16 protein-coding genes are annotated in these 14,120 nt (G+C 68.6%); 5 read left to right on the forward strand and 11 right to left on the reverse strand.

The window, feature by feature from the left end; translation table 11 throughout:
- Positions 1-72: 72 nt before the first annotated feature.
- From cseB to hppD, 5 genes are all read right to left on the reverse strand, one after another.
- The gene (cseB, locus tag EV648_RS22360; protein ID WP_132295001.1) at positions 73-771 is read right to left on the reverse strand and encodes a two-component system response regulator CseB; all 699 of its coding nucleotides are present in this window, start codon (positions 769-771) and stop codon (positions 73-75) included.
- Positions 772-777: 6 nt separating this feature from the next.
- On the reverse strand, positions 778-1,386 hold the full coding sequence (locus EV648_RS22365) for a hypothetical protein (RefSeq protein WP_132295004.1): 609 nt from the start codon (positions 1,384-1,386) through the stop codon (positions 778-780).
- 150 nt (positions 1,387-1,536) lie between these two features.
- A complete protein-coding gene (locus tag EV648_RS22370) occupies positions 1,537-2,910 on the reverse strand; it encodes an FAD-binding oxidoreductase (RefSeq protein ID WP_132295007.1) in 1,374 nt (457 codons plus the stop codon).
- A gap of 43 nt (positions 2,911-2,953) precedes the next feature.
- Positions 2,954-3,424: a DUF2690 domain-containing protein gene (locus tag EV648_RS22375; RefSeq protein ID WP_132295010.1), complete on the reverse strand. Its 471-nt coding sequence runs from the start codon at positions 3,422-3,424 to the stop codon at positions 2,954-2,956.
- Positions 3,425-3,590: 166 nt separating this feature from the next.
- Positions 3,591-4,793, reverse strand: a complete 1,203-nt coding sequence (gene hppD / locus EV648_RS22380) for a 4-hydroxyphenylpyruvate dioxygenase (protein WP_132295013.1) — start codon at positions 4,791-4,793, stop codon at positions 3,591-3,593.
- A 160-nt stretch (positions 4,794-4,953) separates the two neighbouring features.
- On the opposite strand from hppD, the gene EV648_RS22385 reads away from it, so the two are divergent.
- Positions 4,954-5,427 (forward strand): Lrp/AsnC family transcriptional regulator, encoded by a 474-nt coding sequence (locus EV648_RS22385; RefSeq protein ID WP_241995476.1) that lies wholly within the window; start codon positions 4,954-4,956, stop codon positions 5,425-5,427.
- 22 nt (positions 5,428-5,449) lie between these two features.
- Here the strand turns inward: EV648_RS22385 and EV648_RS22390 are convergent, their stop codons facing one another.
- Positions 5,450-6,094, reverse strand: a complete 645-nt coding sequence (locus tag EV648_RS22390; RefSeq protein WP_132187281.1) for an IclR family transcriptional regulator — start codon at positions 6,092-6,094, stop codon at positions 5,450-5,452.
- 55 nt (positions 6,095-6,149) lie between these two features.
- Here EV648_RS22390 and EV648_RS22395 point away from each other — a divergent pair, with 55 nt between their 5' ends.
- Positions 6,150-6,893: a hypothetical protein gene (locus tag EV648_RS22395; RefSeq protein ID WP_241995477.1), complete on the forward strand. Its 744-nt coding sequence runs from the start codon at positions 6,150-6,152 to the stop codon at positions 6,891-6,893.
- Here the strand turns inward: EV648_RS22395 and EV648_RS22400 are convergent, their stop codons facing one another.
- Positions 6,894-8,129: an MFS transporter gene (locus EV648_RS22400; protein WP_199234752.1), complete on the reverse strand. Its 1,236-nt coding sequence runs from the start codon at positions 8,127-8,129 to the stop codon at positions 6,894-6,896.
- A gap of 113 nt (positions 8,130-8,242) precedes the next feature.
- Here EV648_RS22400 and EV648_RS22405 point away from each other — a divergent pair, with 113 nt between their 5' ends.
- The gene (locus EV648_RS22405) at positions 8,243-8,431 is read left to right on the forward strand and encodes a hypothetical protein (RefSeq protein ID WP_132187278.1); all 189 of its coding nucleotides are present in this window, start codon (positions 8,243-8,245) and stop codon (positions 8,429-8,431) included.
- Positions 8,432-8,493: 62 nt separating this feature from the next.
- Here the strand turns inward: EV648_RS22405 and EV648_RS22410 are convergent, their stop codons facing one another.
- A complete protein-coding gene (locus EV648_RS22410) occupies positions 8,494-9,219 on the reverse strand; it encodes an SDR family oxidoreductase (protein WP_132295025.1) in 726 nt (241 codons plus the stop codon).
- Positions 9,220-9,321: 102 nt separating this feature from the next.
- Here EV648_RS22410 and EV648_RS22415 point away from each other — a divergent pair, with 102 nt between their 5' ends.
- Complete coding sequence (locus EV648_RS22415) at positions 9,322-10,167, forward strand: helix-turn-helix transcriptional regulator (RefSeq protein WP_132295028.1); 846 nt, start codon at positions 9,322-9,324, stop codon at positions 10,165-10,167.
- A gap of 109 nt (positions 10,168-10,276) precedes the next feature.
- Here EV648_RS22415 and EV648_RS22420 read toward each other — a convergent pair whose 3' ends face one another.
- The 3 genes from EV648_RS22420 to EV648_RS22430 all read right to left on the reverse strand — a co-directional run bounded on the left by EV648_RS22420 (position 10,277) and on the right by EV648_RS22430 (position 13,156).
- Entirely contained in the window at positions 10,277-10,627 is a 351-nt protein-coding gene (locus EV648_RS22420; protein WP_132295031.1) for a hypothetical protein, read from the reverse strand.
- A gap of 102 nt (positions 10,628-10,729) precedes the next feature.
- Complete coding sequence (locus EV648_RS22425) at positions 10,730-12,493, reverse strand: DEAD/DEAH box helicase (RefSeq protein WP_241995519.1); 1,764 nt, start codon at positions 12,491-12,493, stop codon at positions 10,730-10,732.
- 90 nt (positions 12,494-12,583) lie between these two features.
- Complete coding sequence (locus tag EV648_RS22430; protein WP_132295037.1) at positions 12,584-13,156, reverse strand: Uma2 family endonuclease; 573 nt, start codon at positions 13,154-13,156, stop codon at positions 12,584-12,586.
- 140 nt (positions 13,157-13,296) lie between these two features.
- Here EV648_RS22430 and EV648_RS22435 point away from each other — a divergent pair, with 140 nt between their 5' ends.
- Positions 13,297-13,560, forward strand: a complete 264-nt coding sequence (locus EV648_RS22435; RefSeq protein WP_132187271.1) for a DUF3039 domain-containing protein — start codon at positions 13,297-13,299, stop codon at positions 13,558-13,560.
- The last annotated feature ends 560 nt before the right edge of the window (positions 13,561-14,120 follow it).

Below are 14,120 nucleotides of genomic sequence, written 5' to 3' on the forward strand. Positions count from 1 at the left end.
TTCGCTTCCGACAACGCAGCGAGGCGCCCGCCTGGACGCCGGAGCTGGCGTGCGGATCTCGGACGGAGGACACTAGGCCCGCAGCTTGTACCCGAATCCGCGCACCGTCTCGATCCGGTCCGCGCCGATCTTGGTCCGCAACCGCTGCAGGTGGACGTCGACCAGCCGGCCGTCGCCACCCCACTCGTAGTCCCAGACCCGCTGCAGCAGGGTGGACCTGCTCAGCACCACGCCCGGGTTGTTCGCGAACTCGATCAGCAGCTTCAGCTCGGTCGGCGTGAGCTGCACGGTGCTGCCGGCCCGGCGGACCTCCAGCGCCTCGCGGTCGAGCTCGAGGTCGCCGAACGACTCGATGCTCGCGCCCGTCGACGGCGCGGGCCGCTCCGGGTCCGCGACCGCGCGGCGCATCACGGCGCGCAACCGGGCCACCAGGACCTGGGTGTCGAACGGCTTGGTGACGTAGTCGTCGGCGCCTGCCTCGAGCCCCAGGACCACGTCGAGCGCGTCGCCGCGGGCGGAGACCATCACGATCGGGACCGTGCTGGACTCCCGGATCCGCCGGCACACCGAGATGCCGTCCAGGCCGGGCAGCATGATGTCCAGCATCACCGCGTCCGGGTGCAGCTTCTCGAAACTCTCGATCGCCTCCAGGCCGTCCTCGGCCGTGGTGACGTCGTACCCGTGGCGTTCAAGGCTCAACTGGGTCGCCTCACGGATCACCGCGTCGTCCTCGACCATCAGGATGCGCGCTGCCGGTTCTTCCGGTACCACCGAAGTTCAGTCTCCCTTTTGATCCTGCGAGCTCACCTTGGTCATCTGCCCGCCGACCCAACGGTAGACCTCTACCCGGGTTCCGGACGGACAACAGGGCTTGTCGTCCAGGTCGAATAGCTCCGACTGGACGATCAGCTCGCCTTGCCTACCGGCATTGATCTTCAACTGCTGAGCCGCGATACTCCAAACCCGACGTGGCGGCGACGGCTCCGGCGCGATCAGGAACGCGCCGAAGACGAAGGGGTCCAACGTCTGGATCAGCACCACCTGCTGGGGCCGGCCGGTGTGCATCGCGTCGACGGTGGGGCCAGGCTTCAGGCAACGCGTGGTCACGGTGCACTTGTCCAGCACCTTGCGCGACTGCTCGTCCAGCTTCTTGTCTGCCAGCAGGATCTTGCGGACCTGGTCCAGGCTCAGGGTGACGGCCGGGACGGTTTTCGCTGTCGGCTCCTCGCTCGATCCGAACCCTTGTTTGGTGGACATCGACGGCGTCGACGCGGGGGCGGGCACGTTGGAGTCCTCGACCCGCAGCCCGCTGCCGTTCGCACAACCGGCCGGCGCCAGCAGGCTGCCCACGGCGAGTGCAGCCGGGATCAGCTGCCGTGCGCGCATGGGTCTCCTCCTGCCTTGCCTCAAAATCTCCCCCGCTGGTTCAGTCAACTGCCTTCCATGGTGCGGCCGGCACGTCACATTCGACGGCCATGAACGTCCTGTGGCCGCGGCAGTTCCGTTGCGGTTGAATCACAGAACTTGAAAGAACCCTCACATCACGACCTTGCCGGGATTGAGAAGGTTCTTCGGGTCCAGCGCGGCCTTGATCGCGTGGTGCACCGAGACCGCCACCGGACCGATCTCCTGGACCAGCCAGTCCCGCTTCAGCACGCCCACCCCGTGCTCGCCGGTGATGGTGCCGCCGAGCTCCAGACCGATCTCCATGATCCGGTCGAACGCCACCTGGGCGCGGCGGGCCTGCTCGGGGTCGGTCGCGTCGAAGACCACGGTCGGGTGCATGTTGCCGTCCCCCGCGTGGCCGAGCACCCCGACGGTGATGTCCAGCTTGGCGGAGAGATCCTCGACCGCGCCGATGAAGTCGGCCAGCCGCGACCGCGGTACGCAGACGTCGTCGATCATCGTGGTGCCCAGCGTCTCCAGCGCGGTCAGCGCCACCCGGCGCGCCTCGAGCAGCAGTTCGCCCTCGGCCGGGTCGTCCGCCTCGATGCACTCGATCGCGCCGAACTCGCGGCAGAGCTTCGCCACCGTCGCCACGTCCGCGGCACCGGCCTCGCCGCCCGCGTCCGACTGCGCGATCAGCATCGCGGCGGCCTCGGTCGGCAGGTCCATCCGCTTGTAGTCGTTCACCGCCGAGATGGTGGTGCGGTCCATGATCTCCAGCAACGACAGCGAGACGCCGCTGCGGATGATCTCGATGATCGCGTTGCCGGCCGTCACACCCGAGTCGAACAGCGCCGCCATCGTGCGCGGCCGGGCCGCCGCCGGCCGCAGCGCCAGCGTGGCCTCGGTGATGATGCCGAGGGTGCCCTCGCTGCCCACGATCAGCTTGGTCAGGTCGTAGCCCGCGACGCCTTTGACGGTACGGCGCCCGGTCCGCAGCACCTGGCCGTCCGCGAGGACGACCTCGAGGCCGAGCACGTAGTCCGTGGTGACGCCGTACTTCACGCAGCACAGGCCGCCCGAGTTCGTCGACAGGTTGCCGCCGATCGAGCAGAACTCCCAGCTGGACGGGTCCGGCGGGTAGAAGAGTCCCTGCTCGGCGACGGCGCGCGACAGCACCGCGTTGAAGACGCCGGGCTGCGTTACGACGTACCGGTCGACGGGCTCGATCTGGAGGATCTTGTCCATCTTCTCCAGGGACACCACGATGCAGCCGTCCAGCGCGTTCGCGGCACCGGACAGGCCCGACCGCGCGCCCTGCGGCACGACGGGCACCCCAGCCTCGGCGGCGATCCGCACCGCCGCCTGGACGTGCGCCGTCTCTCGCGCCAGCACAACCGCGATCGGCTCACCGGCCGGGCAGAACATCGCCCGGTCATAGCGGTAGCTCTGGATCCGGTCATGATCGGTTACCAGCGCCTCCGGCGGCAGCACCTGCCGAAGACGCTCGACTAGATCGTTCATACCGGTTGAGCCTAGTGCGCCCAGCGGGATGTGGCAGGACTTGTCAGCGGGTCCGGCTGGTCGCGTTCTCCGAGATCTCCTTGAAGCCGCCACCGTAGTTGTGGAACTCGCGGCCGACCGCCACGAACGTCACCCGGCGGTCGGTCGACTTCACCTTCGGCGTCCGGCACGTTCGCTGCCCGGCGATCACCGCGTCGGTGCCGCCGCTGCTGTCGCACGACAACGTTCGGCCCGCATTGGCTCCGCCGTACTGGACCAAGTAGGCGTTCGCCCTAGCGTTCTTCGGCAGCCGCGAGATCATCGTGATCTCGGCCCAGTACTGCGAACAGCTGTCCCGGACCAGCCGGACGCTGCCGAAGCCGGGTGGCTTGTGGTCGCGCAGGATCCTGTTGGACGAGATGGATGTCGCACCCGAGCAGCTGGCGGCTTCGGCCGCCTGAGCTGGGGTGGCCAGGGCGAGAACGCCTACTCCGGCCAGGCCCGCGGTGCTGAGCAGAATGCCCAGTGTTTTCATCGAAACCCTTCCTGAGCGTACGCCCCGACGCACACTCATTGGGCAGAGTACGCGAACCTCCCCTGACCTGACACTCAATCCGGTAATCGGACAATGAACGCGCCCGGAACGGAGTGTCCCGGGCGTGTCACCGTGCGTGTCGCGAAGTTACCGATCAGTCGGGCGGTCAGAGGTTGCCGCGGCGCTCCTGCTCGCGCTCGATCGCCTCGAACAGCGCCTTGAAGTTGCCCTTGCCGAAACCGAGCGAGCCGTGCCGCTCGATCAGCTCGTAGAACACCGTCGGCCGGTCCCCGATCGGCTTGGTGAAGATCTGCAGCAGGTAGCCGTCCTCGTCCCGGTCGACCAGGATCTTGCGCTTCTGCAGTTCCTCGATCGGCGCCCGCACGTTGCCGATCCGGGCCCGCAGCTCCGGGTCCTCGTAGTACGAGTCGGGCGTCTCCAGGAACTCCACGCCGTTGGACCGCATGATGTCGACGGTGCGCAGGATGTCGTTGGTGGCCAGCGCGATGTGCTGGGCGCCGGCGCCGTCGTAGAACTCCAGGAACTCGTCGATCTGCGACTTCTTCTTCGCGATGGCCGGCTCGTTCAGCGGGAACTTGACCCGGTGGTTGCCGTTGGCGACCACCTTGCTCATCAGTGCGGAGTAGTCGGTGGCGATGTCGTCGCCGATGAACTCCGCCATGTTCACGAAGCCCATCACCTTGTTGTAGAACGTCACCCACTCGTCCATCAGGCCGAGCTCGACGTTGCCGACCACGTGGTCGACGGCCTGGAAGAGCCGCTTCGGGTGCCCCTCGGGCCGGACCACCGAGGTCTCGGCCTCGACGAACCCCGGCAGGTACGGGCCGTGGTACCCGCTGCGGTCGATCAGCGAGTGCCGGGTGTCCCCGTAGGCCGCGATCGCGGCGCGGCGGACCGTGCCGTGCTCGTCGGTCACGTCGTGCGGCTCCTCCAGCACGGTGGCGCCCGCGACCCGCGCGTGCTTGATGCACTTGTCCACGTCCGGCACCTCGAGCGAGATGTCGCTGACTCCGTCGCCGTGCTTGCGGTGGTGGTCGTGCAGCGGGCTGGCCGGGTGCACGCCCCCGGTGATGACGAATCGCGCCGAGCCCGCCTTCAGCACGAACGCCTTGCTGTCCTTGTTGCCGGTCTCCGGGCCGGAGTAGCCGACCAGGTCCATCCCGAAGGCGAGCTGGTAGTACTTCGCGGTCTGGGTGGCGTTGCCGACGACGAACACCACGGCGTCCATCGCGGTCACCGGGAACGGGTCGGTGCTCTCGTCGTAGGGCACCAGTCCGACGAGCTGCTTCAGCTGGTCGAGATCGAGATCGGCGTCGAGCTCTGCGGGGGTGAGGTCGGTGCTGGTCATCGGGGTCCTCCCGGTCGGTGGGTCGGTCGGGTTCGGCTTGGTGGTGAGCTTGGCCGGATGCGGACAGGTTGCGCAACAGTTCTCTGTTTGACTGCGCAGGTTGATCAGTATTCTCTAGGTTCTATTGGGCTATTTGGTCACCATGACTAGGAGGAAGCCAGTGACTGGAGTGGACGCGCTGGACGCGCGCATCCTCGACCTGTTCGCCGCCGAGCCGCGGGTCGGCGTGCTGGAGGCCTCGCGCCGGCTGGGGGTGGCCCGCGGGACCGTGCAGGCCCGGCTGGACAGGTTGCAGCGCGACGGCGTGGTCCGCGGCTGGGGCCCGGACGTCGACACCACCGCGATCGGCTACCCGGTGACCGCGTTCGCGACTCTGCAGATCGAGCAGGGCTCAGGCCACACCGCGGTAGCAGCCGCCCTGGCCAGGATCCCCGAGGTGCTGGAGGTCCACACGATCACCGGTGCCGAGGACCTGTGGTGCCGCATCGTCGCCCGCTCCAACGCCGACCTGCAACGCGTCATCGACCAGGTGGTCATCGTCCAAGGCATCCAACGCGCCTCCACCGTCATCGCCCTGGCCGAACAGATCCCCCACCGAGTCCTCCCGCTCCTGCACGCCGCCACGAAGCCGTGATTCTCGGGCGTGTCGCGGGCGGTCAGGCGAGGCGTTTGGCTACTTCTACGGCGGCGCGGGCTACTCGGGGGCCGACGAAGTCGCGGTCGAGCTTGCCGAGGACAACGACGCCGATCGAGGCTTCGACGCCTGGGACGCCGAGGACCGGGGAGGACACGCCTTGCGCGCCGGCCTGGAGTTCGCCGGCGGTGATGACGAAGGGGCGGCCGGCCGGATCCGGCTTGCGGCGGCCCGCGAGGATGGCCTTGCCGGCGGCGCCCTGGTCGAGCGCGTGCCGTGATCCCATCCGGTACGACACGTGGAAATCGGTCCAGCTCGGCTCGATCACCGCGATCGCGAGCGCCTCATCACCGTCAGCCACGGTCAGGTGTGCCGTCGCACCGGTGTCCTCGGCCAGCGAGCGCAGTACCGGCAGGGCCGCGTCGCGAAGGGTGGGCTGGACGCGGCGGCTGTAGTGCAGCACGGCCAGCCCGAGCCGGGCTCTGCCCTCACTGTCGCGCCGGACCAGCCGGTGCAACTCGAGGGTGTTCACCAAGCGATAGACGACGGTCCGGCTGACGCTCAGCGCGGCGGCCAGTTCGGTGATGGACAGGCCGTCCGGGGCGTCCGCCAGCAACTCGAGGACGGTGAGTCCCCGGTCGAGAGTCTGGGACGTCTCTGCGGGCACAGGCGAAGCGTAACCGTTTTTCGGCCGCGGCCCGATGGCCCCGTATCTTGCTGCCGTGCGAAATTACTGGGCGCTCCTCCCCGCCATCGCCTTCTGCGTCGTGCTGATTCTCGTCTACGCCGTCCCGACGCTGATCAATCCGCGCTGGACGAGCAACGTTCTGGGGCTGTTCCGGCAACAGCCGACGGACGCGACGGCCGAGGAGGTCGAGGACGCCGATCGGCTCGGCGACAAGCAGATCCGGTCCCGGCGAATGCTCGCCGGCACCCTGGTGATCGCCGCGCTGGCACTGATCGGCTTCAACGTCTCGCTGAACCGGGAGGCGAACGGCTGCTACCAGGCGGCCAAGGCGTGGGGCGCGGTGGACGACCAGAAGACGATGGCCGATCCGTGCATCAACATGATCTTCGGCGAGTTCTTCAACACCGGCAGCGGCGAGGCGTTCGAGAAGACCCAGCAGCCGGTCCCGGCGTACCAGATGGTCGAGGGCAAGAAGCCCAAGTACCTGAAGTGGATCCAGAACAGGCCCGACTACGACGAGGCGGACTTCCTGGTCGGCGTGGGCGCGGACTGCACGATCGACCTGAAGATCCAGCAGACCGACGAGAAGATCTCGGTGCTGTTCGACTCCACCGAGCCGTGCCCGCCGGACGACGCGATCTCGCTCACCCCGGTCAAGCTGAAGAAGCCGCTCGGCGATCGCAAGATCGTCACCGTAGGCGACAAGCCGATGACCCAGATCAACCCGGACATGGACTCCTGGCCCACCGTGCTCAAGAAGCTCGCCACCGGCGGCTGATCAGCGCAGGGCGCGGACTTGCGAGTCGTAGCGGCGGAAGGGCTTGTTCCAGGCGAGCAGGATGAGCAGGCCGACGATGCACACGCACGCTCCGCCGAGCAGCGCGATCGTGGGCGTGGTGAGTGAGGCAGTCGTGCCGGCGACGAAGTCCCCGAGCCTCGGGCCACCCGCGACCACGACGATGAACACGCCCTGGAGACGCCCGCGCATCGCGTCCGGCGCCGCCGACTGCAGGACGGTGTTCCGGTACGCCGAACTCACCATGTCGGCGGCTCCCGACAGCGCGAGCAGGCTGACTCCCAGCCAGATCGTGCGGGACAACCCGAACAGGCCGACCGCGGCGGCGTACACGGTGATCGCGGCAACGATCGCCACGCCCTGGCGGCGTACCCGGCTCACCCAGCCCGAGAACAGCACTCCCACCAGCGCCCCGATCGCGGGAGCCGCCTGCAGGAGGCCGACGGTCCGTACGCCGCCCCCGAAGAAGGAGCCCGCCACCGCGGGGAAGAGCGCGCGGGGCTGCGCGAAGACCATGGCCAGGATGTCCGCGACGAAGGTGGCGAGCAGGACCGGTGCCGCCCTGAGGAAGGTGAATCCCTCCAGCACCGAGCGGAGTCCCGCGCGCCGGACCGTGCCGGTCGGTGGGACCGGGGGTAGCCGGAACAGCGCGTACAGGGCGGCGGTGAAGGTGATGACATCGACCAGGTACGCCGCGCCGAACCCCTGCCAGGCGATCACCGCGGCTCCGAGCAGTGGCCCGGCGGTGAAGCCGAGGTTGAAGGCCGCCTGGCTGAGCGTGTTCGCGGCCGGCAGCAGTTCCGGGCGGATCAGCCGCGGGATGATCGCGGAGCGCGCCGGGCCGTTCACCGCGAAGCACGCCGACTGGACGGCGACCACGGCGTACAGGACCCAGACCTGGTTCCAGTGCAGCTCGGACTGGACGACCAGCAGCATCGAGAGCAACCAGAGACCGCCCGAGGACACCAGTGCGAGGAGTCGCCGGTCGACGGCGTCAGCCATCGCCCCGCCGTACAGGCCGAAGACGACCAGGGGCACCAGCGAGCAGAGTCCGACCAGGCCGACCGAGAACGTCGAGTGGGTCAGGGCGTAGACCTGGATCGAGACGGTCACCGCGGTCATCTGCTGCCCGAGCTGCGAAACCGTGGACCCGATCCACAACCGCCGGAAATCGGCCGACTCCTTGAGCGGACGGATATCAGTCAGCAGGCGGGCCACGGTCAGAACCTATGTCACGACCAACTCGCTCGTTATAGCGGCCGGGTGGCACCGCTTGGCGGACCATCTGGTTCGGGGGCACCGCGGACGGGCGGCGTGCGTCAGTACCCGTTATGACGAACCAGCCGCAAGCACCGACGCTCACCTGCCCACTCTGCAGCTGCCCGCAGTTCCAGCAGGAGGAGGCCCGCAGCGACTCGCGCTGGGGCTTCACCTCCCACCGGATGACCCTGCTGATCTGCCAGAACTGCCGCTACGTCCTGCACTTCTACGACAAGAACTCGATCTTCGACTTCGACTGACACATTCACGCCCGACCTGACTGCACCGCGGCTTCGGTGGCGGCCTCAGCCGGGGCGTGCTCTCACCAGGGCAGGCGGCCGGATTCGGCGTGGAGCTCGCCGGAGGGGCCGTCGGGCGTGAGGGTGGCGAGGCGGACGGCGACGGCCGCGCCCTGGGACGGCGTGCGTGCGGCGTCCCAGCCGCCCATGTCGGTGGCACAGTTGCCCGGGTCAGCGGCGTTCACCAGGATGCCGGTGCCTCGCAGCTCGTTGGCCAGCATCACCGTGACCATGTTAACCGCGGCCTTGGACGAGTTGTAGGCGAGCGTCCGCACGGTCGACATCCGCGACTCCGGATCCCCCACGCGGGTCAGCGACGCCAGCTCGCTCGACAGATTCACGATCCGCGCGTCGTCCGCCCGGCGAAGCAACGGCAGCATCGCCCGGGTGCTGAGAACCAGCCCGATCACGTTCGTCTCGTACCCCGCCCGCAGCGCGTCCGCCGAGATCTGGGACACCGGCCCGTCGCCCTCGGGGATGATCGCCGCGTTGTTCACCAGTACGTCGAGCCGCCCGTGCTCGCGCTCGATCGCGGCCGCCGCGGCGCCGGTGGACCGTTCGTCCGTGACCTCGAGGTGGACCGCCCGAGCGTCGATGCCGTCAGCAACGAGCTCCTTGGCGGTGGCCTCACCGCGGGCCAGGTCCCGCGAGCCCACCAGGACCGTGTAGCCGAGTTCGCCCAACTGCCGGGCGATCTCCTTGCCGATTCCCTTGTTGGCGCCGGTGACCAGCGCGATCTTCTTGTTCATACGGTCCAGGCTGGGCGGGATCCCGGCTTCCAGGCAGAGCGAGCCGAACCAGGGATCGGCGGTCCCTGGTTGGGACTTTCCGCGCTTGAGATCCTTGGAGATATGGACAGGGCACAGTTGGCGGAGTTCCTCCGCATCCGGCGGGAACGCCTGCGCCCTGCCGATGTGGGACTGCCCGCAGGCCTCCGGCGGCGCACTCCGGGCCTGCGGCGCGAGGAGGTCGCCAGCCTCGCCACCATGTCGACGGACTATTACACGCGCCTGGAGCAAGGGCGTGGTCCGCGTCCCTCCCGGCCGGTGCTCGCCGGACTGGCCAGGGCGTTGCGGTTGTCCGATGCCGAGCGGGATCACCTCTTCCGGCTGGCGGGCGAACAGCCCGCGCCTCCGCCGGGACCACCTGCCGAGGTCCGGACCGGAGTACTGCGGATGCTGGCGCGGCTCGACGTACCGGCTCTGGTGCTCGACGCGAAGTACGACGTGCTGGCGTGGAATCCGCTGGCGGCCGCGCTGATCGCCGACTTCTCCGCGTTGCCGCCGCGGGAGCGGAATCTGTTGCGGCTGCGGTTCCTCTCCGGCGACCGGCAGCGGGAGCGGTTCGGGGAGGAGGCGACGAACGACTTCGCCCGGGAGACGGCGGCCGATCTGCGCGCCGCGACCGGCCGGTATCCCGACGATGCGGCGATCTCGGCGCTGGTGGCGGACCTGCTTGCGGGCAGCGAGGAGTTCGCCCGGATCTGGGCGCTGCACGAGGTCGCGAACCAGCAGAGCATGTGCCAGACGATCTTCCACCCGACGGTCGGCCGGATCGACATGATCTGCGAGGTGCTGGTGATCCCTGAGCGCGACCAGCGGGTGATCCTCTACACCGCCGCGCCCGGCTCCTCCTCCGACGAGGCTCTCCGGCTTCTCGATGTCGTGGGGACCCAGTCGCTGCTGGCTGATTCTTGAGCACGCAGCGTGATGCACCTCGAGCACGTCCCGTCTATCGCACACCCCCGGCGCCGTCTCGGCCTCACGCCCGTAGGACGGCCTGGGTTGGCGGCCGCGCGGGGTGTCGTCAGGGGCGGAGGGCGCCTTCCTGGGGGTCGTAGCAGGTCAGGCCCTGCTCGGCGGCCAGGCGGGCTGCGTACGGGGCCACCTCGTCGGCGCGGCTGGAGTCGATGCTGAACGGGAAGACGTCGCCGACCGCGTCGGCGATCAGCGGGGAGACGACCCACGGGCTGTCGAAGGCATCGTCGAGCTCAGGCCAGCGGCGGACGAGAGCCGCCCCGTAGGCCACCAGGCGCGGGTTGGGTGGGGTGTTGTCGGCGTTCGCCTCGAGCAGGTCCATGACTTCCTCGTACCGCTCATCAGCCTCGGCTGCATCCTTCGGCCGCTTCCCCACCCAAACCACCAAGTCATAACTCATCACCGGATCCTGCCACCTCAACCACCCACCCCCAAACAATCCCACCCCCAGGCGCGGCGTCAGCAGCCACCAGCGCCCAGGAGGTCGGCGTACGGGGGTGGGTCAGGCTCGGCGTTGGGTGGCCCAGTCTCGGATGAGTTCGATGCGGTCGCGGAGTTCGGTGGAGGAGGCGTGGGCCGCGGCGGGGCCGCCGAGTTTGCGGCGGAGGTCGTTGTGGATGACTCCGTGCGGCTGGCCGGTGCGGTGGTGCCAGGCGGCGACCAGGCCATTGAGCTCGCGCCGGAGCAGGGAGACCTGCTCGTGGGTGGCGAGTTCCTTCGGCGTCGGGTCCCTGTCGTCGGACGCGTCCCCGCGCCGCGAGCGCTTCTGCGCCGCCAGCGACTTCGCCTGGCGCTTGCGGAGCAGTTCACGGACCTGGTCGGGCTCGAGCAACCCCGGCAGACCGAGGAAGTCGAGCTCCTCGTCGGACCCGATGTCACCACCCGTGCCGTAGTCGCCGCCGTCGAAGACCACCCGGTCGAACGTCGCGTCCGACCCGAGCGCCTCGAACTTCGCCTCGAGGTCGTCGCTGGCTCCCTCGGCCTGGTTCGCCTTCTTCAGCAGATCGTCCTCGAGCGCGAAGATATCGCCGTCCTCGTTGGAGTTCTTCCGGCCGAGGACGTGGTCGCGTTCGACCTCCATCTCCGCCGCGAAGCTCAGCAACCGAGTCACCGACGGTACGAACACCGACGCCGTCTCACCTCGCTTGCGCGCCCGCACGAACCGCCCGACGGCCTGCGCGAAGAACAACGGGGTCGAGGTGGGCGTGGCATACACCCCGACCGCGAGCCGCGGTACGTCGACGCCCTCGCTCACCATCCGGACCGCGACCATCCACCGCTGCTCGCCCTCGGAGAACGCGGCGATCTTCTTGCTCGCCGCCTTCTCGTCGGACAGTACGACGGTGGGCGCCTCGCCGGTCAGCTCGCGGAGCACCTTCGCGTACGCCCTAGCCGTGTTCTGGTCACCCGAGATGACGAGCCCACCCGCGTCCGGCATATGCCGCCGTACCTCGGTCAGCCGCTTGTCCGCAGCCGCCAGCACCGCGGGCATCCACTCGCCGGTCGGGTCGAGCGCAGTACGGAGGGCTTGGGCGGTCAGGTCCTTCGTCAACGGTTCGCCGAGCCGCGCCGCGACCTCGTCGCCGGCCTTGGTGCGCCAGCGCATCTCACCCGAGTACGACATGAAGATGACCGGCCGTACGACGTGGTCGCGCAGCGCGTGGCCGTAGCCGTACGTGTAGTCCGCCTTGCTCCGGGCGGCCCCGTCGTGGCCGTGCTCGTAGGTGACGAACGGGATCGGGTTGTCGTCTGACCTGAACGGAGTACCGGTCAATGCCAGGCGCCGGGTGGCGGGATCGAACGCCTCCCGCACGCCGTCACCCCAGCTCAGCGCGTCACCGCCGTGGTGCACCTCGTCGAGGATCACCAGGGTGCGGAACTTCTCGGTCCGGACCCGGAAGGCGAGCGGGTTCACCGCGACGCCCGCGTAGGTGACGGCGACACCTTGGAAGTCCTTGTTCGTCCGGCCCCGGCGGCCCGCGAAGGCCGGGTCGATCGCGATCCCGGCCTTGTCAGCTGCGTCAGCCCACTGGACCTTCAGGTGCTCGGTCGGCGTCACCACCGTGATCCGCTCGATCACCCGGCGGTGCAGCAACTCGGCAGCAACCGTCAGCGCGAAGGTGGTCTTCCCCGCGCCCGGCGTCGCGACCGCCAGGAAGTCCTTCGGCTGCTGGTCCAGGTACAGCTGGAGCGCCTCCGCCTGCCAGGCCCGCAGCTTGCTCGCAGTACCCCAAGCAGCGCGGTCCGGATAGGCCGGAGGAAGCACGGCAGGTGGTGCGGGCGCGTGCGAATCCACGGACGGCATACTCCCCCGATAGTCGACTGTCGGCCGTGCAGGAACGTTACCCGACAACGCCTACGAGGTCAGATCGGCAGGCACCACCGTCACCGCGAACGGCACCTCCAGGCGCGCCACCTCATCCCCGGTGACCTTCGCGACCTGCGCATATGCCCCATCCCGCATCTCCCACGCGATCAGGCTCGGCGTGTCGGGATCCACCACCCAGTACGCCGGACAGCCGGCCGCCTCCAGCCGCGACCACTTCAGCATCAGGTCGACCCGCTTGGTGCTCGGCGACAACACCTCAACCGCGAGCAAAGGCGCCTTGGGCAGATCCCGCTCGGTGAAGTCATCGCGACGAGCGACCAGGACGTCAGGCTGAATCACGGTGTCGGGCGCTATGACGACATCAAGTGGAGCGAACAGCACTTCCAACTCGTCGGGACAGGCCGCGAACAGCGCGCGGTAGACCGCTGCGACGGCTCGCTGGTGCAGGCGTGAGGGCGCGGGCGTCATGATCAGCGCACCGTCGACGAGCTCGTACCGGTGCCCGTCATGGGGCATCCGATCGAGGTCGTCCCTGGTCAGCGGCCGGTTGGGTGGCCAGGGAACGGTGTAGTCGTCCTGCACGGGATCCACGAGCCCCATGGTGCCTCCTTCAGTAGTCCATGCCTACAACGTGCCGTCATCTGCCCGCGGCTGCCCCGGTTGTCCACAGGGATGTTTCTGGTGCGGGCTTGTGGACAAAGTGCGGGTGTTGGTGGACGGGGCGACCTACACTCTTGGGCATGAGTACTCAGCTGAGCCCCGGCGCAGAGACGGTCATCGACGAGCGCACCAAGCCGTCGCTGGACGAGGGCGATCACGAGCGGTTCTCGCACTACGTGCCGAAGGACAAGCTGACCGAGGCGATGGTGATGGGCACGCCGGTCGTCGCCCTCTGCGGCAAGGTCTGGGTCCCCAGCCGCGACCCGCAGAAGTTCCCGGTCTGCCCGGAGTGCAAGGAAATCTGGGACTCCCTGAACCCCGGCGACGACGACAACGACGAGTAGTCCCCACGCCAGCCTGAGGTCGCTCGCCGAGTAACTCGCGTGCCCAGCCAGGCACGCGAGCAAGCACGCCAGCTGTTGTAGGGCGCCATTCGGCCCTAGCCACCGCACGTACTGCGCGCTCCCGGCCGCCGCTCGTACTGCGCGTCCCGCCGCCCACGCCGCCGTACTCCGCTTGCCCGGGCTTAGGACAGCTCATACTGCGCGTTCTCAACCGCTCCGCCGTACTCCGCATGCCCGGCTGAGGACACCTGTCGAGTAACTCGCGTGCCCGACGGAGGAGTCGCGGGGCGGGGTGAGTGAGAGCTGGTGACCGATGAGCCTCAACGACTGGGGCAAGCCGTGGAGGTGGGCTTGCCTCTGGGTGGGCGAAGCGGTGTTGGAAGGTTGAAGCGCGCGCCGCAATCGCTGAGGACGGGCAAGCGGCGTACACAACGACAGGAAGTACTGCGTTCTCTGCGCCCCTCAACCGTCTGGATAGGTGTGGAGGTTGACCTCGCGAGCGACCTCTTCCTGTTGTTCGGTACAGCAGTGCCGGAGCAGCAGCTCGAGGTGGATTTCCT

Origin of the sequence: Kribbella sp. VKM Ac-2568, assembly GCF_004345365.1 — a bacterium.
GTDB lineage: Bacteria > Actinomycetota > Actinomycetes > Propionibacteriales > Kribbellaceae > Kribbella > Kribbella orskensis.